We start from the raw sequence: 15,874 nt of genomic DNA, 5'->3' as shown, positions 1-15,874 counted from the left end.
AAAACCTTTCAAAAAATGCCTTTTTTGGACACCCTTTTTATAACTGCTTCAGCAGGTTTTCCAGGTCTTCTTCAGAATTGAAGTAGTGGAAACTAACTCTTATCCCCTCACCTCGTTGAGAGCAGATAATCCTGTTGGTACGAAGCTTCTGAAACAATTTATCATCTCCCCTGATGTTAAAGATAGACGAATGCAGTTCCCGGTTGACCACTGCAGATTCAAGCACTCCTTTTTCGCTGAGTTTAGTTTTGGCAGCGGAAGCAAGTTCTTTGATGCCGTTTTCAATTTCTGCTATTCCCACCTGTTTTATAAGATCTATGGCGGTTTTAAGGCTTCCGAAGTTTAGGGTGTCGAGGTGACCTGGTTCAAATTTGCCAATAAAACTGCCCTTATGAGGCTTATTCTTTCCCTGTAGGTCTTTAATCTCAAATTCTCCCGACTCAATTTTTTCCTGCATATGCTCTTTAAAGAGGAAAAATCCATTCCCGTACCCGGCATTAAGCCACTTATAAGCACTGGCCCCAAGTACATCAAGAGCCGAGGCTTCAAAATCGAATTTTTCGGTACCGCAGTATTGGGTGCCATCGGCGAAGAGGAGAAGCCCGGGATTATCTTCCTTAAGCTTCAGAAGGAAATTGGGATCTATTTTAATTCCGTTGATGTACTGCACAAGGCTGAAAGCAAAAATATCAGGCTTTTCCTGGGAAACTGCTTCAGCAATATTGTGCTCCAGGAGCTCATCAATTTCTGCATAACACACCTTGAACCCGCGTGATTCTACAGCCCAGTTCACTGAAGGATAATCATTTTTGAGCAAAAGCACCTTTTTGCTGTGGTCAATTCCTTCCAGTAGCGTATTAAATCCGAAGGAAAAGTTTGGCGTAAGCACTACAAGATTGGGTGCACAGCCAAACAGATCTCCCACCGCCTTTCTTACTTTCAGAAAGAGAGCGTCACGTTTATCACGAAATAAACTGCCGCCAATGAGGAAGTCGAGATCATGGTCCTGCCTGAATTCCAGCAGATTTTCAGACAACAAACCGGAAGCCGCAGTATTGAGATAAGTATACTGTTCTAAAAGAGGAAACTGTTTTTTAAAATTCTTCATAAACAAGGAAGATTCCGTAGTAAAATCAATAAATTTGAGAATATCTCTAAAATTACGTTTAAATATGGGGCTGGAAAAGAATAGTGCTTCAAAAATAGATCCGGAGCAACGCAGACTTATTGAAAGGGCACAAATGCGGGCACGGCAAAAAAGAAGATTGTATCAACATTTTATAGTCTTTCTACTTGGATCGGTGGTTTTGATCCTGCTCAATGTGATCTTTGACATAGGCCGCAACATCAATCCTTTTGGGATAGACTGGTTTGTATGGGCCATCATCTTCTGGGTTTTGCTACTGCTTATTCATGTTTTCAACGTGTTTATCACCAATAAATTTTTCGGAAAAGACTGGGAAAACGAGCAGATTGACCGACTGGTTGCGAAGCAGCAAAAGAAAATAGCCGAACTTCAGAAGAAAGTGGAAAAAGACTATCCGCTGCCAACAAAAGAGGAGCCCTACATTCCGCCCACGACCCAAAAACCAATTGATCCTGATGCTCCAATAAATTCTTAAAAATGGGAAAAGTTACTTTGATTGCAGCTGCAGGTGAAAACAATGAACTGGGGAAAGACAAAGACCTGGTGTGGCACCTGCCCGACGATTTTAAGAGGTTTAAAAAGTTGACTACCGGCCACTACATTATAATGGGACGTAAGACGTTTGAGACATTCCCTCAATTGCTTCCCAATCGTACCCACGTGATCATAACCCGCAAGGAAGATTACAATCCCGAAGGCACCATCGTGGTAAATTCTCTCGAAAAAGCACTCGAAGCAGCGAAAGTTGATCCGCAACCTTTTGTGATTGGCGGCGGTGAGATCTATAAGCTTTCTCTCGATAAAGCTGATGCCATTGAGCTCACGCGTGTGCACGGGAGTTTTGACGCCGATACCCACTTTCCCGATTTTGATGAGAAGAACTGGAAACTGGTGGCAAAAGAAGAACACCCTGCAGATGAGCGCCACAAGTACGCTTTCACCTACCTCACCTACGAACGTGTCAAATGATCAACAGGTCATACACGAACTGGCAAGCAGCCATGGCTTTAACGTAAAAAGCATCGATTCTCTTGCCGGCGGCAGCATCAACCAGGTGTACCTTATAAATACTTCGGAAGGAAAAAAAGTGGTGAAGGTTAACTCTGCCCACAAATTCCCCGGAATGTTCGCAGCCGAAAAACAGGGACTGGAAACCCTGAAGCAGGCAAATGCTTTTGATGTACCGGCTGTTTTTGGTCTCGGAGAAGTTGGTGATAAGGCTTACCTCCTACTGGAATACAAAAAAGAAGAGTCTCAAAAAGGGCATTTTTGGAAGGTATTTGGGGAGCAGCTTTCCCAACTTCATAAAACTTCTGCTGAAACCTTCGGCTTTGCGACATCCAATTATATTGGCAGCCTGCCACAACACAATGAAAGATCGACATCGGCAGCCGGTTTTTATGTGAGTCAGCGGTTGGAACCGCAGGTGAAGATGGCTTCAGAAAGAGGCTTTTCGCTGGGCGATTTTTCAGGATTTTACAGGAATATTTCAGAAGAAATTCCGCAGGAAGAGCCTGCCCTGCTCCACGGAGATCTATGGAGTGGAAATTATATTACCAATGACGAAGGCCTGCCCTGCCTTATAGATCCTGCAGTCTGTTTTGGGCCAAGGGAAATGGACCTTGCCATAATGCAGCTGTTTGGTGGTTTTCCTTCAGAAGTATTTGAAATTTACAATGATCATTTTCCGCTTGAACCGGGGTGGGAAAATCGAATTCCCCTTTGGCAACTTTATTATCTCCTGGTTCACCTCAACATTTTTGGCCGCAGTTACCTTCCGCAGGTTGAGGAAATAATCCGTCGCTTTTCATAATCTTAACAGCCCGCGCTCTTCTTTTAGGAGTTCTTTAGTGCACATAGGGCGCTAATTATTTTATATTTAAATAGTTAAATTAAAATAAGATATGAGCACAGAAAATCTAAATAAAGAAGAATCGTGGAAGAAACTAAGGGAACTGGTAGACGACATCAAGGTAGCGATGATGGTTACTGGTCTTGAAAAAAGGCCCATCAACGCCATTCCCATGAGGACAAAAAAAATTGATGATAACGGAAACATCTGGTTTGTGAGTGCAGGTAATAGTGAACACAATAAAAACCTGCAGATCAACGAACAGGTACACCTATTATACAGTGACGCCGATGATAACGAATTTGTTACGCTCTATGGAGAAGCAGAGATCACCCAAGACAAAAAAATACTGGAAGATCTTTACAGTTCAACTTCCGATAACTGGTTTGACGGCGTAGATGACCCCAACCTCACGGCAATAAAGGTGAAACCTGTAGAGGCCTACTTTTGGGATAGTAAAACCAATAAATATGTCACTCTATTTAAAATGGGCATAGGGGCTTTAACCGGTGAGAAACAGGATGTGGGTGAAAAAGGCAAATTAGACCTTTAATCCGCTTAACATATTAGGAATCCTTACAGCTTTGCTGTAAGGATTTTTTATTTTCTTAATTTTGCAGCCTAATCACTAAAGTTATGAAAGCATACGTATTTCCGGGACAGGGAGCCCAATTCACAGGAATGGGACAGGATCTCTACGAGAAGTCCCCACTAGCGAAAGAACTTTTTGAAAAAGCCAATGATATTCTTGGGTTCTCTATAACTCAAACCATGTTTGAAGGAACCGCTGAAGACCTTAAAAAGACAAAGGTGACCCAGCCTGCAATATTTCTTCATTCGGTAATCCTGTCTAAGGTGTTAGGCGATACCTTTAAACCAGATATGGTTGCGGGGCACTCTTTGGGAGAGTTTTCGGCCCTGGTTGCAAATGGTACATTAAAATTTGAAGATGCCCTGAAGCTGGTTTCCAAAAGAGCACTGGCTATGCAAAAGGCCTGTGAACTGGAGGAGTCTACAATGGCTGCAGTTTTGGGTCTTGAAGATCACCTCGTGGAAGCGATTTGTGCCGATATTAAAGGTACAGTGGTTGCCGCAAATTACAATTGCCCCGGGCAACTGGTAATTTCGGGAGACCTGCTGGCGGTGGAAAAAGCATGTGAAGAATTAAAGGAAAGAGGTGCTAAAAGGGCCATGATCCTTCCTGTGGGAGGAGCTTTTCATTCGCCCCTTATGGAACCGGCAAGAGAGGAGCTGGCGGCAGCCATAGAAGAAACTGAATTTCATAAACCAGTTTGTCCTATCTATCAAAATGTTTCGACTTTTGCGGTAACCGATAGTGCCGAAATCAAGAAAAACCTGATCTTTCAGTTAACGGCTCCTGTAAAATGGACACAGAGTGTGCAGAATATGATCAAAGACGGTGCTTCAGAATTCATTGAAGTAGGACCAGGTAAAGTGTTACAGGGACTGGTAAAGAAGATAGACCGAAGTGCCGAAGTAAGATCTGCGGAAGTATAGTAGTTGCAAGGTGCAGGTTGCAGGATGCAGGTTGAGAATTGTTGCGGGTTGGAAATGCTAACCAAAGAAACTTCTAATTTATATTTATATATATAAAAAACCCGGAGCTTTTAGCTCCGGGTTTTTTTGTTGCCCTAAGGCAGGATCTCATAAAGAACTACTTCTTTAGAAAATCAGCAATAGTCTCTGTAATAAAGGTAATTTGCTCATCATCCAATTCGGTATGCATGGGCAGTGAGATCACCTCTTCTACCAGTTGATTGGTCACCGTGAAATCTTCTTCCCTGTACCGGTCATCTTTATAAGCCTTTTGGCTGTGGAGTGGGATGGGATAATAAATCCCGAAGGGAATACCTTTTTCTGAAAGGTGTTTAGCCAAAGCATCTCTTTTTCCGTCCGCAATTTTTATGGTGTACTGGTGGTAAACGTTAGTATCAGCAGCTCCTTCGGTGTAAGGGACTGTCACCCCTTCTACATTTTGTAAAGCCGCGGTATATTTTTGCGCAGCCTCCTGCCGTGCCTTGTTATATTGATCTAGTTGAGGAAGTTTCACCCGCAATACTGCAGCCTGTAAACTGTCAAGCCTGGAGTTCACTCCTACCACATCGTGATGGTAACGTTCATACATCCCGTGATTCACAATCCCTCTAATAGTGTGGGCCAGCTTATCATCATTAGTAAAAATAGCACCACCGTCACCGTAACATCCTAAATTTTTAGAAGGAAAAAAAGACGTGGATGCCACATGGCCTATTGCACCGGCCTTTTTTGTTGCACCATCTTTAAAGTGATAATTTGCACCTATAGCCTGGGCATTGTCTTCAATCACATAAAGATCGTGCTCCCGTGCAATTTCCATAATTTCATCCATGTTTGCCGCCTGCCCAAAAAGGTGTACCGGCACTATTGCTTTAGTATTTGGTGTGATTGCTTTTTTAATGGCTTCAGGGTCTATGTTGAAAGTATCTGGCTCCACATCAACCAGTACAGGCGTAAGCTGTAGCAAGGCAATGACCTCTACCGTTGCCGCAAAAGTAAAGTCGGCAGTAATCACCTCATCACCTGGTTTCAAACCAAGGCCCATCATGGCAATTTGCAAAGCGTCTGTACCATTGGCACAGGGAATCACATGTTTCACATCCAGATACTCTTCCAATTCTTTCTGAAAAGCGTGAACTTCGGGGCCATTGATAAATGCAGTGGTATCAATAACTTCTAACATCGACTGAGTAACTGTATCTTTTATTTTCTCGTATTGACCCTTAAGGTCAACCATTTGTAATTTTTTCATCTTAAAAAGTTAGGCTTACGAAAATACGAAGAATGCCAGTATTCCCAATGGTAATTTCTTAATTTAGCACTCAAAATACCCCATTTGCACTATCTCTATAACATAGCAATTAAAGCTACAGATTTACTACTTCCCCTGGCCGGCAGGTACAATGAAAAGCTTGGGAAATTTAGCCAGGGCAGAAAAGGCCTTTTTGAGAGTCTGGCTGCACAAATTGCCCCCACCGATAAAACTATCTGGATTCACGCCGCTTCCCTGGGAGAATATGAACAGGCAGTACCGGTTATTATCAAATTAAAAGAATTATTCCCCACACATAAGATCGTTTTAAGCTTCTTCTCCCCTTCAGGTTTTGAAGTAAAGAAGAATAATTCGCTGGCCCATGTGGTGACCTACCTCCCGCTGGACACCCCTGCAAATGCTGAAAAATTCCTGAATATAGTTCATCCAGACTGGGCGCTGTTCATCAAATATGAATTCTGGCCCAACTTCTTAAAAGAGCTAAAAAAGAGAGATCTAAGGAGTCTTTTAATTTCAGGTGCTTTCAGGGAAAATCAGGTGTTTTTTAAGTCCTACGGAAAGTGGATGCGGAAGTACCTTAAAGCCTTTGAATTCTTTTTTGTTCAGAATGAAAGATCAAAACAGCTCTTGCAGCAAATAGGCTTTGATAACTGCAGCGTGAGCGGCGACACCCGTTTTGACAGAGTGTACGCACAACTACAGCAGGACAATCACCTGGATTTTGTTGAAGAGTTTGTAGGCGATCACCTCTGCATAGTCGCGGGAAGTACATGGCCCGAAGACGAAGACCTTATTATTGATTTTATCCACAGGAATCATAATGAGGTGAAGGTTATTATTGCCCCGCACGCCATAAAACCAGAAAAAATAAAGAGTTTACAGTCAAAGTTGGAGGAAGATTCATTACTGTTTTCAGAAAAAGAAGGTAAAACTTTAAAAGACGCCAATGTATTGATCATTGATACGGTTGGCCTGTTGACGAAGATCTACAGCTACGCCCACATTGCCTATGTAGGAGGTGCGGCCGGCAACACCGGTTTGCACAATATACTCGAACCCGCAGCTTTTGGTGTTCCGGTGGTCATTGGACAAAATTTTGAAAAATTTCCTGAAGCCGGAAAGCTTAAGGAAGCCGGGGGACTCTTCTCAGTAAAAAACAGCGCCGAAGCGAATGAGATTCTTGATAAGCTCATTAGTGACAGGGACTTCAGAGAAAAAGCAGGTGAAAATTCAGTTGCTTTTATTGAAAAAAACAAAGGCGCCACAAATAAAATTTATAATTATTTCTTAAAAAATAAAGAAAAATAACCTCGCTTTAACACCATGAGCAGGAGTTTATTGAAAGTGTGTTTTGCATATATAAAAAATAGTTTAAATTTGTTCCAACTAATTAAACATACTAACATGAAAAAATTATTTTTAGGATTGCTTGTAGCTGCATTTACTCTTTCTATCTACTCTTGTAGAGAAACTACAGAAGAGAATGTAGAAACTAACATGGAAGAAGTAGAAACTGATCTTGAAGAAACAGGAAATGACATCGAGTCTGGTCTTGAAGAAGCAGGAGATGAAATAGAGCAGGCTGGAGAACAGACTGAGCAGGAAATTGAAGAAGAAATTAACGACACTGACGATATTCAGTAGACTTTTTCTTTAAAAATTTTCTTTAAAGACTTTAAAGGGCTGCCTAAAAAGCCGTGTTTGTGTCAACCTGAGCATATTTTCAGGTTCTGTTGAAATCTTGAATGAGATTTTTTTAGATTCTGAAGTAAAATCAGGAAGACCCTACTCTAGCTTTTTAGACAGCCTCTTTTAATTTGATAAAGGGAGTATGAAAAAAATAATTTTAAGCCTTGCAGTTGCCGGAATGGTCTTAACGACCTTTTCCTGTAGGGAATCTACGCAAGACAAAACCAAGGATGCTGTAGAGGCAATTGGTGAAGATATTGAAGACGGAACCAGGCGTGCTGCCGAAGAGGTAGAAAAAGGTGCTGAAAATGTAAAAAGGGAGATTGATGAAGAGATTCACGAAACCGATGATCACATTCAGCAGGAAGAACCGGAGCAGCAATAATGCTACTATGAATAACTACCTAAAAAGCTGCCCCTGAGCAGCTTTTTTTATAAAGCAAAAAATATAAAGTGTCAAAAATGGCATTTTCGAATACCTTTTTCCCATTTAAATAAAAATTAAAGCACTCAAAACCAGAAGATTTACATTTTCTTTGACCTACTTTATTTCTGAAGTTCCATTTATCGCTGAAGCATAAAAATCAGAGCTTCCGAAGCGAAAAATGAGACATAAAACCCACTTTTTACACTGAAAATCCCTAAAAAGTAGCAGCTGTATGATCCTGTTTATCCGAATTTCTCAGATGCATCGGAAACTGCATCTTAAAATGTCATTTTTAGGCCTGCTCGTGAGGAAAAGGCATATAGTCAGCACCTCTGCACTTTAATATTGAAGCAGACTACTTCAGCCGGAATCGAAATTAGAATATTCGTTCCGTTAAGTTTTCCGCAGAAAATCACCTCCTTAATTTGCCACTTTTTGCCCCAGGATTGATTGTATCTTTTCCACAAGGTCATCCATTTCAAAAGGTTTGGCTATAAAATCATTTGCCCCCGCTTCCTTACACTTTGCACCGGCATCATGCAGGGCAGACATCATGAGCACCGGAGTATCTTTTAATTCGGGATTACTTCGGAGACGGGCACAAACATCGGTACCGTTAACGCCGGATATCAGCATGTCCAGCATCACCAAATCGATTTTTTCTTCAAGAATAAGCTTTTCAGTCTCTTCAGGTCTTGCCGTAACAATAACGTCATAATCGTAAAACTCGAGAAGTGTCTTGAGCATTTCCCCTATTCCGGAGTCATCATCGACAACCAGTATCTTCTTTTTATTCATTTTCCTGTTTATTTTCAAGAAGCACAAAACTAAAGTCTGAACCTTCCCCTATTTTACTTTTTACTTCTATATAGCCGTTGTGGCGCTCAACAATTTCATTGGCAAGATACAAACCTATTCCAAACCCTGAGTAGGTCTCTTTACTTTCCACTCCTATTCTATAGAACCTTTTAAAGATATTCCTATGGAATTTTGCATCAATACCTATTCCTTTATCCCTTACACTCACCGCCACCTTATCTAAACCTACTTTTATAACGTGAATCTGGATGTACTGGCTGTCGGGTGAATATTTGATGGCATTGGTGATAAAATTAATAAGCACCTGCCCTATCCTGTCTTTATCGGCAAATACACGAGCCCTATGGGAGTGGAAAATCTCCATTTGGTGCTGTGTATTGGTAAGCTTTATATCCTGGATGGTTTGCTCTACCATTTCGTTGAGATCAAAGACCTCTTCTTTTAGCTCCAGTTTGTTTTCTTCGAGCCTTGACAGATCAAGAATTTCAGCAATGAGCCTTGTGAGGCGCACAATCTGGTTATCTATACGCTCAAGGGACGGCTTAAGCGGAACATTACCGGGGATCTCCAGTTTATACTTTTCAAGCAGGTTAAGCAAGAGCTGCACATAGCCCTTAATAGAAGTTACGGGAGTTTTTAGTTCATGGCTCACCATCTTGAGAAAATCTTCTTTTCTTTTTTCTTCTTCCTTAAGCCTTTGTATTTCGGTGCTTATACCAATCCACATCGTTATTTCTCCATTCTCTCCTTTAACCGCTTCATTCCGACTTAGGTGCCACAAGTAATTCCCGTCTTTGTCCCTAAGCCTTAACTGCATTTCAAAGGTCTTCCCGGTTTTAAGGGAATGGCTCCATTTTTTTCTTACCTCGTTTTCTTCGGAAGGATGAATAAAGTTCTCCCAGCTATACTCCTTTAACTGTTCAAAATCAAGATCTACAAAGTCATACCAATTTTGATTGAAGAAGATAGGTTTCCCATTGGCATCTGTATTAATAACCTTCCCCGGCATAAGATCGGCCATCAGTTTAAAATGGCGCTCCCTCTCCTTCAGAAGTGTTTTTGACTCGACCATTTCGGTAACATTAAGCCCCATATTGAGGATGCCTATGATCTCCCCTTCCTCATTCCGCAGAGGTTTATAAGTAAAATTATAGTAACCGGTTTCCATGATGCCATTTCGCATAAGGTCTACCCTGTCTTCTTTCCCCCAGTAAGTCTCTCCTGTGGTAAAAACTTTGTCCAGCAGGTCGTGAAAAGGCTGCCCTTCAAGTTCGGGAAGCGCCTCCCGCAGCGGTTTGCCCACTACCTCGCGTGTCTTTCCCCAAAGATCGATCATGGCATCGTTAGCTAGTTCTATCGTCATTTCTCTTCCCGTATACACAGCCGTGGCTACAGTTGCCTGTTCTACTATAGAGCGAATACGATGCTCATTCTCCTTTATTACCTGTTCTTTGAGATGATCATCGTGCACATCGGTAACAGTACCTATGAGGCCTTCAAATTCTCCTTCAGAAGTCCATTTGGGTCGGCCACGATCCATGACCCACCTATAGGAACCGTTTTTATTCCGAAGCCTGAATTTTGCTTGATATTCTTTTTGCTCCCGGTGCGCCTCAAGGAATTTTTTATATAACCCATTACGATCTTCAGGGTGTAACGCCTCCAGCCATCCCGCACCCAAAGACTCCTTCCTGGTTTGCCCGGTATACTGAAACCATTCTTTATTAAGATAACTTCCTTCTCCCAGCGGATTGGTGATCCAAATAATTACCGGTACAGTATCAATGACATTTCGCAGTTCTTTTTCACTGTTCTCCAGGCTTTGACGGTTAAGCACTTTTTCGGTGACGTCTATGGCATGAACAAAAATTCCCTCCACATTTCCGGCTGCATCTTTTATGGGCTGATACACAAAATCGAGCATCACAGTTTTCCCCCCATTCTCCCCCTTAAGATCAAGGCTTATTTCTTTACCAATAAAGGCTTTGCCAGTATTGTACACCCCATCAAGCATTTTTATAAAGCCCTGATTCTCTACTTCAGGAAGAACTTCTTTGACAGATTTACCTATAATTTCACGAAATTCCAAGAGGTCCTGGTATTTGTGATTAGCGAGTTCAAAAATATGGTCCTTCCCTCTCAGAGTACAAATTAAAGCAGGTGCTTCAGAAAGTACTTCATGCAACAATTTACGGTAGTCAATATTTCCGTCGGGAAGAATATGCACTTCGGTAAAACACACAAGAAAACAAACCTTTTGATTATAAAGGGGCAGCCGATTTGCATTAATTGAAAAACGATGCCTTTTAAGGCTGGCTGAAGATAATAGAACCGGAAAATCTTTAACCGCCTCTTCTGAAGTTCTTAAGGTCTCCAGAAGTTCGGGAATTCGCGAAGACTCCTTCTTATCTTCAAGTAAAGACAGAAGGTTCATTCCTTCAAGAGTAACAGGAGGCGTTTCAAAAACCTCATACATTTTGCGAGTCGCGGCCAGTATCCTTCCCTCTTCATTGATCACCACAACAGGATCGCGCAGGGAAATGAGGATATTTTTGGCATATTCAATCTGTTCAGGATCTTCCTTAAAAGGAACCTGGCTACTCTTCATAAAAAAGATATTCGTTAGGAAAAAGCTAAAATAAACTTTTCGGGATGCTATTGTACAAAAGAAATCTCAAAATTTAAATTAAAGTTATAGCACAGAAACATTTATATTTCTCTAAAGACTTCTCCCCAAGTACAGAAACTTCCTTGACATTTTTATTTGCAAGCATAATTTATATCGTAATATTACAATAGATTAGGTAAATTGGCTGTCCGACATCATTTACAAAAAAAGTCGGGAAATTATTGTGGCTCCGGGTGCACTTAAATATGATTTTGATGTACATATGATCAATGTAAAATGTAAAAAATGGGAGTAACGAAAAGCGACCTCTTCACAGAAGCTCAAAACGATGTGGCACTGGCCGCCAAAGCACTGGCTCATCCCGCCAGGATCGCCATTATTGAATTCCTGCTAAAGTCGAACACCTGCTTTAATGGAGATTTGGTAAATGAACTGGGCCTGGCGCAGGCAACTATAAGTCAGCACTTACGCGAACTAAAAGATGTTGGCATCATACAGGGAACTATTGAAGGCACAAAGGTATGCTATTGCATCAACCCGCAGCGATGGAAGGAAATCCAGGAGAAGTTTAACGGCCTCTTCAACAAATTTGAAGCTCCTTCTTCAAATGACTGTTGCTAAACTAGCCGACAGGAACAACTGTTTGCAATATTAGTGGCAGTTTCTGGTTAAGATCTCCCCCGGCTTTACTTAAGCTTATACAAAGTAGTTACTAAAACTCCTTTAAATCCCGGAGATTGAACAGACAACAATTGTTTTTCTTCCCTGGCCTGAAAATTAAACGGTGATGCGGAAAGGACAACGCCACTCTGTTTTTTTAATCGGGTACCCTGCCCGGAGATAATATCCTTATTAGGTTCAAAATCTTCTTCCGGTATGTGCTCGGTTAGAATGACATATTTAAAACCGTATAATTTTTGTACCACGCTTTTTATTTCCTCATTCGATAAATGTTGCAGAACCTGTCTTAGAATCGCAACGTCTCCCGAAGGCAATTCCTCTTTTGCAAGATCCAGGGTACAGAACTCTACATTTTCTGCTCTAAACTTTTTCTTGTTATGCGCTATAAGCTCTGGCACTATGTCTACTGCAATGTACTTCCCCGAATATTTCAACAGTTCTTTACCCACATTAAAATCCCCACATCCAAGGTCACACACCATCGGAGGAGCTTCAAATTTTGATAAAAAAGCAGATACCACGGCTAAATATGGATTAACTGTTTCAGGTTGATGAGAGCCTGAACCCGAGTAGAATTCAGATTTATCACCACCCCACAAGTTGTTTTCATAGATCTGCGCCATAGCATCTTTGGTAGGCCATGGCTTCTTTGTTTTACTATTTTTGGTCATTTAACAGCTGAAAAAGGTTTTTTCTTTAGAAGCGTGAGTAATCAAAGTAAGACAAAAATATAAAACCCGGAAGCACTAAAGATTGAAAACCACAATCAATACACATTCTCAATGCTACAACCTTTTCGGATAATTATTTGTTAAGTTTCCAATTCTAATTGGTTTTAAGCCAGCTGTAGCAGAAATTTGCACGATGCAAGAAGATTATGGTGTAAGAGACAAAAAGCGGGAAAAGATAATACTCCTGGTACTGGGAACTTTAATCGCCCTCGGGCCATTTTCCATAGACATGTACCTTCCCGGCTTTGAGAGTATCGCAGAAGAATTTAGTATTACCAAAGCCCAGGTAGGCTTTTCACTAACCAGCTATTTTATAGGAATTGCCCTGGGGCAGTTAGCTTATGGACCTATTATGGACAGGTATGGCCGCAAGCGCCCCCTGCTCATTGGGCTGGTGATCTACGCAATCGCAGCAATGAGCTGCTTTTATTCACCAAACCTTATGTGGCTTATCATTTCCCGTTTCTTCCTTGCGGTGGGAGCATCTGCAGGAATGGTGGCTTCCAAAGCGGTAGTGCGGGATATCTTTCCTTCCGAAGAAGTGGCCAGGGCTATCTCGTTCCTCATGTTGATCATGGGAGGTGCGCCCATTATTGCCCCTACAGTGGGAGGTATGGTAATCGCTTACTTTTCCTGGCATAGCATTTTCCTCGTGCTGGCAGTTTTAGCCGGACTAATGTTTTTTAGTGTCCTCAAATTTCTTCCTGAAAGTGTAGCTCCCGATGAATCGGTCAAGCTGGAATTAAAAAACATGACTTCTAAGTACTGGGGAATCTTTAGAAACAAAATTTTCCTGACTTTTTCCCTGGCCGGGAGTTTGACCATAGGTGCAATGTTCGCCTACATCTCAAACGCCCCTGTTTTGTTCATGGACAGGTTTAATATGAGTGAAACCCATTTTGGCTGGTTATTCGGGCTCAATGCCGCCGGATTAATAGCCGGAAGTCAGCTAAACCGGCTGGTATTAAAGCGCTACACCACTTTTAGAGTGACTGTGGTGATAAGCGTAATACTGGTAGGTCTTTCTATGCTCTTCGTGCTAAACAGTTTTTTTGGAGGAAATTTCTATACGACAATCCTGTTGTTATTCCTGATTCTGTTTCTACTGGGCTTTCAAAATCCGAATACTACTGCCCTTTCCCTGTATCCGTTTGAAAAGAAAGCAGGAAGGGCATCAGCTTTGGTAGGAAGTCTAAAAATGATCCTTGGTGCTGTGGCTTCTTTTATCATTAGTAAGTTCACCGGCATTAGCATGCTCCCGCTGGCACTAACAATTCTCGTTTGCCTGAGCCTTAGTTCTCTACTGCTCTTCCGGTTTCAGGCCAAAGAGAAAAGATCAATGGTGTTGATCACCAGGTAGGGAGGTAAATATTTTTTTAAATGTTGAATCTGGAGAAGTTACATTCTGGGTGATCTAATTTTTTTAGTTTAATTAGAGATGTATTTAGGGGTAAAACAACTTAATAATATTTATTTCCTGTTTTGACAAACTTCCACTCCACCTCACCTAAATCAATATTATTCGCGGTTTTTATCTCCAGGGTACTTCCATAGACATCTGGCACCCCTTCATTCAAACAAAGTTCATAACCTCCAAATACACCTTCAGATAAATGCATGCGGTTGGAATATCTTATCTCTTCCTGTATGTGCTGATACTGTTCTTCGGTTAAAGTAATTTCCAGCTTTCTCATTTTTCATTCCTTTATAGCGCAAAAATAAATAGGGCTCACGCCAATTTATGACGCCACAGTGTTCCGGTTTTTTTTAAATTCAGAATTTAAGTTTTCGATCATTCCACTTTTCATTCGCACTTCTTATTCCTAAACTCCACCTTTAAACGACATCTTTTGTCACACTTTCTGTGTAGAAAATGTGCGAAAAAATAAATGCTTAATGCCCTCTATTCCCCAGCAGGAGAAGGAAGTATTTCAACCATAAATGATGTGAAAAATCTCTTTCCTTCCGTCTTCTTATTGGTTGACGGCTTTAAGTAAAAAATATAAATAAGCAATTTTCAAACATGTCTGTTGTCTGCAGACATGATAGCTTATCTACAACATATCTTTTTGGAAACCTTCTATTTAATTTTTCCCAAAAGCAAGTAGCTCTTTACTTTGGGGTCCCCTGAAAACTACATATAGCAGGCTGGTAGAAAAAGAACTTTATTTGAAGCAAAAGGTATCCTCTTAAGGTATAATTTCCCTTTATAGTTTTTCCCTTATAAATGATTTATAAAAAATTTTAGATTTTTGTTTAACTCCTGAGAAACCTATAAAGTATCAGGTAATAAAATGTCGCTCTAAATAATTATTGAATTTTATTTACTAATTCTCAAAAATACCATCCTGCGTTATTTTCTTCACATCCAGATTACTTGAGTCTGGTTTTATGCATTTCGTCTTATTATTAGCCTGTTTTCCTATAATAAATTTCGAAAATATTGGGCTTGGGTTAATTAAGAACGTCAAGATTATATATCTTCATGCCAGTTATTTAAGCTGATCAATTCACCAGGAAAATATTAATGAATTATCAAAAAAAAGAGAGATAAAATGGCCGTAGAACTAAAACTTGTAATAGCAATCTTAGTTTTTTGTGGTTCACTAGGAGCCATGATCGAATCAGGTTCTCGTATTAAAGAATATTGGAAAGAATATAATGAAGGAAAGGAAATGAATAAAAAATTCATTAGTTCAGAGGGAGTTATTAATATCCTCGTTTTTCCTTTTGACAATTTTAGCCAACCAACTGAATCTAACTTCTCCACTGGAATTTTTAATCGACTTATAGAATTTCAAAACAAATTAAGGCTTGATAGAAGCTTGAATATAAAATTTTATGATTTAGAACCAAATAAAAGAACTAAAGAAAATATTCGTGCTATAGGTGAGAAATTAAATGCAGACATGGTGATTCATGGCTCATATGATTTACACCCAGACAATTCTTATATTGTTACTAATCTAGACATTAGAACTGTTTCGCAAAAATTTTCAACGAAGGAGGAAAAAGAATTTAAACATTTCCTCCAAGGTTTAGAGCAAGGAGATTTTACGGCATCTATTG

17 protein-coding genes are annotated in these 15,874 nt (G+C 40.6%); 11 read left to right on the top strand and 6 right to left on the bottom strand.

Annotated elements, in window-relative coordinates; all coding sequences use genetic code 11:
* Positions 1-37: 37 nt before the first annotated feature.
* On the bottom strand, positions 38-1,108 hold the full coding sequence (locus ACQ93I_RS16685; protein WP_431699514.1) for an aminotransferase class V-fold PLP-dependent enzyme: 1,071 nt from the start codon (positions 1,106-1,108) through the stop codon (positions 38-40).
* A gap of 34 nt (positions 1,109-1,142) precedes the next feature.
* On the opposite strand from ACQ93I_RS16685, the gene ACQ93I_RS16680 reads away from it, so the two are divergent.
* The 5 genes from ACQ93I_RS16680 to fabD all read left to right on the top strand — a co-directional run bounded on the left by ACQ93I_RS16680 (position 1,143) and on the right by fabD (position 4,517).
* The gene (locus ACQ93I_RS16680) at positions 1,143-1,622 is read left to right on the top strand and encodes a 2TM domain-containing protein (RefSeq protein ID WP_431699513.1); all 480 of its coding nucleotides are present in this window, start codon (positions 1,143-1,145) and stop codon (positions 1,620-1,622) included.
* A gap of 2 nt (positions 1,623-1,624) precedes the next feature.
* Positions 1,625-2,116, top strand: a complete 492-nt coding sequence (locus ACQ93I_RS16675; RefSeq protein WP_431699512.1) for a dihydrofolate reductase — start codon at positions 1,625-1,627, stop codon at positions 2,114-2,116.
* The gene (locus ACQ93I_RS16670) at positions 2,064-2,960 is read left to right on the top strand and encodes a fructosamine kinase family protein (protein WP_431699511.1); all 897 of its coding nucleotides are present in this window, start codon (positions 2,064-2,066) and stop codon (positions 2,958-2,960) included. The genes ACQ93I_RS16675 and ACQ93I_RS16670 overlap by 53 nt, the downstream gene beginning before the upstream one ends.
* 91 nt (positions 2,961-3,051) lie before the next feature.
* Positions 3,052-3,552, top strand: a complete 501-nt coding sequence (locus ACQ93I_RS16665; protein WP_431699510.1) for a pyridoxamine 5'-phosphate oxidase family protein — start codon at positions 3,052-3,054, stop codon at positions 3,550-3,552.
* Between the two features lie 83 nt (positions 3,553-3,635).
* Positions 3,636-4,517: an ACP S-malonyltransferase gene (gene fabD, locus ACQ93I_RS16660; RefSeq protein WP_266070475.1), complete on the top strand. Its 882-nt coding sequence runs from the start codon at positions 3,636-3,638 to the stop codon at positions 4,515-4,517.
* A 157-nt stretch (positions 4,518-4,674) separates the two neighbouring features.
* Here the strand turns inward: fabD and ACQ93I_RS16655 are convergent, their stop codons facing one another.
* Entirely contained in the window at positions 4,675-5,808 is a 1,134-nt protein-coding gene (locus ACQ93I_RS16655) for a DegT/DnrJ/EryC1/StrS family aminotransferase (RefSeq protein WP_431699509.1), read from the bottom strand.
* Between the two features lie 84 nt (positions 5,809-5,892).
* Between ACQ93I_RS16655 and ACQ93I_RS16650 the strand changes: the two genes are divergently transcribed.
* From ACQ93I_RS16650 to ACQ93I_RS16640, 3 genes are all read left to right on the top strand, one after another.
* On the top strand, positions 5,893-7,137 hold the full coding sequence (locus ACQ93I_RS16650) for a 3-deoxy-D-manno-octulosonic acid transferase (RefSeq protein ID WP_431699508.1): 1,245 nt from the start codon (positions 5,893-5,895) through the stop codon (positions 7,135-7,137).
* Between the two features lie 96 nt (positions 7,138-7,233).
* Positions 7,234-7,473, top strand: a complete 240-nt coding sequence (locus ACQ93I_RS16645; protein ID WP_431699507.1) for a hypothetical protein — start codon at positions 7,234-7,236, stop codon at positions 7,471-7,473.
* Between the two features lie 187 nt (positions 7,474-7,660).
* Positions 7,661-7,903 carry a hypothetical protein gene (locus ACQ93I_RS16640; protein ID WP_431699506.1) on the top strand — a complete coding sequence of 81 codons (243 nt, stop codon included), beginning with the start codon at positions 7,661-7,663 and terminating at the stop codon, positions 7,901-7,903.
* Positions 7,904-8,365: 462 nt separating this feature from the next.
* Here ACQ93I_RS16640 and ACQ93I_RS16635 read toward each other — a convergent pair whose 3' ends face one another.
* Positions 8,366-8,743: a response regulator gene (locus ACQ93I_RS16635; RefSeq protein WP_431699505.1), complete on the bottom strand. Its 378-nt coding sequence runs from the start codon at positions 8,741-8,743 to the stop codon at positions 8,366-8,368.
* Positions 8,736-11,372 carry a PAS domain S-box protein gene (locus ACQ93I_RS16630; RefSeq protein ID WP_431699504.1) on the bottom strand — a complete coding sequence of 879 codons (2,637 nt, stop codon included), beginning with the start codon at positions 11,370-11,372 and terminating at the stop codon, positions 8,736-8,738. Before ACQ93I_RS16630 ends, ACQ93I_RS16635 begins: the two co-directional genes overlap by 8 nt.
* 306 nt (positions 11,373-11,678) lie before the next feature.
* Here ACQ93I_RS16630 and ACQ93I_RS16625 point away from each other — a divergent pair, with 306 nt between their 5' ends.
* The gene (locus ACQ93I_RS16625) at positions 11,679-12,014 is read left to right on the top strand and encodes an ArsR/SmtB family transcription factor (protein ID WP_431699503.1); all 336 of its coding nucleotides are present in this window, start codon (positions 11,679-11,681) and stop codon (positions 12,012-12,014) included.
* 65 nt (positions 12,015-12,079) lie between these two features.
* Here ACQ93I_RS16625 and ACQ93I_RS16620 read toward each other — a convergent pair whose 3' ends face one another.
* Positions 12,080-12,745, bottom strand: a complete 666-nt coding sequence (locus tag ACQ93I_RS16620; RefSeq protein ID WP_431699502.1) for a class I SAM-dependent methyltransferase — start codon at positions 12,743-12,745, stop codon at positions 12,080-12,082.
* Between the two features lie 193 nt (positions 12,746-12,938).
* Here ACQ93I_RS16620 and ACQ93I_RS16615 point away from each other — a divergent pair, with 193 nt between their 5' ends.
* Positions 12,939-14,165 carry a multidrug effflux MFS transporter gene (locus tag ACQ93I_RS16615; RefSeq protein ID WP_431699501.1) on the top strand — a complete coding sequence of 409 codons (1,227 nt, stop codon included), beginning with the start codon at positions 12,939-12,941 and terminating at the stop codon, positions 14,163-14,165.
* Positions 14,166-14,265: 100 nt separating this feature from the next.
* On the opposite strand, the gene ACQ93I_RS16610 is transcribed toward ACQ93I_RS16615, so the two are convergent.
* Entirely contained in the window at positions 14,266-14,499 is a 234-nt protein-coding gene (locus tag ACQ93I_RS16610) for a hypothetical protein (RefSeq protein ID WP_431699500.1), read from the bottom strand.
* Between the two features lie 861 nt (positions 14,500-15,360).
* Between ACQ93I_RS16610 and ACQ93I_RS16605 the strand changes: the two genes are divergently transcribed.
* Positions 15,361-15,874: hypothetical protein (locus ACQ93I_RS16605; protein WP_431699499.1), on the top strand; the 514-nt coding region annotated here is incomplete at its 3' end.

Origin of the sequence: Salinimicrobium sp. WS361, assembly GCF_050750585.1 — a bacterium.
GTDB lineage: Bacteria > Bacteroidota > Bacteroidia > Flavobacteriales > Flavobacteriaceae > Salinimicrobium.
This window is presented reverse-complemented; position numbering and strand designations above follow the sequence as displayed.

What these genes read in the sequence shown, in the direction of transcription:
- ACQ93I_RS16685 (WP_431699514.1), bottom strand. Translation starts at nt 1,108, where the DNA reads ATGAAGAATTTTAAAAAACAGTTTCCTCTTTTAGAACAGTATACTTAT.
- ACQ93I_RS16675 (WP_431699512.1), top strand. Translation starts at nt 1,625, where the DNA reads ATGGGAAAAGTTACTTTGATTGCAGCTGCAGGTGAAAACAATGAACTG.
- ACQ93I_RS16670 (WP_431699511.1), top strand. Translation starts at nt 2,064, where the DNA reads ATGAGCGCCACAAGTACGCTTTCACCTACCTCACCTACGAACGTGTCA.
- ACQ93I_RS16665 (WP_431699510.1), top strand. Translation starts at nt 3,052, where the DNA reads ATGAGCACAGAAAATCTAAATAAAGAAGAATCGTGGAAGAAACTAAGG.
- fabD (WP_266070475.1), top strand. Translation starts at nt 3,636, where the DNA reads ATGAAAGCATACGTATTTCCGGGACAGGGAGCCCAATTCACAGGAATG.
- ACQ93I_RS16655 (WP_431699509.1), bottom strand. Translation starts at nt 5,808, where the DNA reads ATGAAAAAATTACAAATGGTTGACCTTAAGGGTCAATACGAGAAAATA.
- ACQ93I_RS16645 (WP_431699507.1), top strand. Translation starts at nt 7,234, where the DNA reads ATGAAAAAATTATTTTTAGGATTGCTTGTAGCTGCATTTACTCTTTCT.
- ACQ93I_RS16640 (WP_431699506.1), top strand. Translation starts at nt 7,661, where the DNA reads ATGAAAAAAATAATTTTAAGCCTTGCAGTTGCCGGAATGGTCTTAACG.
- ACQ93I_RS16635 (WP_431699505.1), bottom strand. Translation starts at nt 8,743, where the DNA reads ATGAATAAAAAGAAGATACTGGTTGTCGATGATGACTCCGGAATAGGG.
- ACQ93I_RS16630 (WP_431699504.1), bottom strand. Translation starts at nt 11,372, where the DNA reads ATGAAGAGTAGCCAGGTTCCTTTTAAGGAAGATCCTGAACAGATTGAA.
- ACQ93I_RS16625 (WP_431699503.1), top strand. Translation starts at nt 11,679, where the DNA reads ATGGGAGTAACGAAAAGCGACCTCTTCACAGAAGCTCAAAACGATGTG.
- ACQ93I_RS16620 (WP_431699502.1), bottom strand. Translation starts at nt 12,745, where the DNA reads ATGACCAAAAATAGTAAAACAAAGAAGCCATGGCCTACCAAAGATGCT.
- ACQ93I_RS16615 (WP_431699501.1), top strand. Translation starts at nt 12,939, where the DNA reads ATGCAAGAAGATTATGGTGTAAGAGACAAAAAGCGGGAAAAGATAATA.
- ACQ93I_RS16610 (WP_431699500.1), bottom strand. Translation starts at nt 14,499, where the DNA reads ATGAGAAAGCTGGAAATTACTTTAACCGAAGAACAGTATCAGCACATA.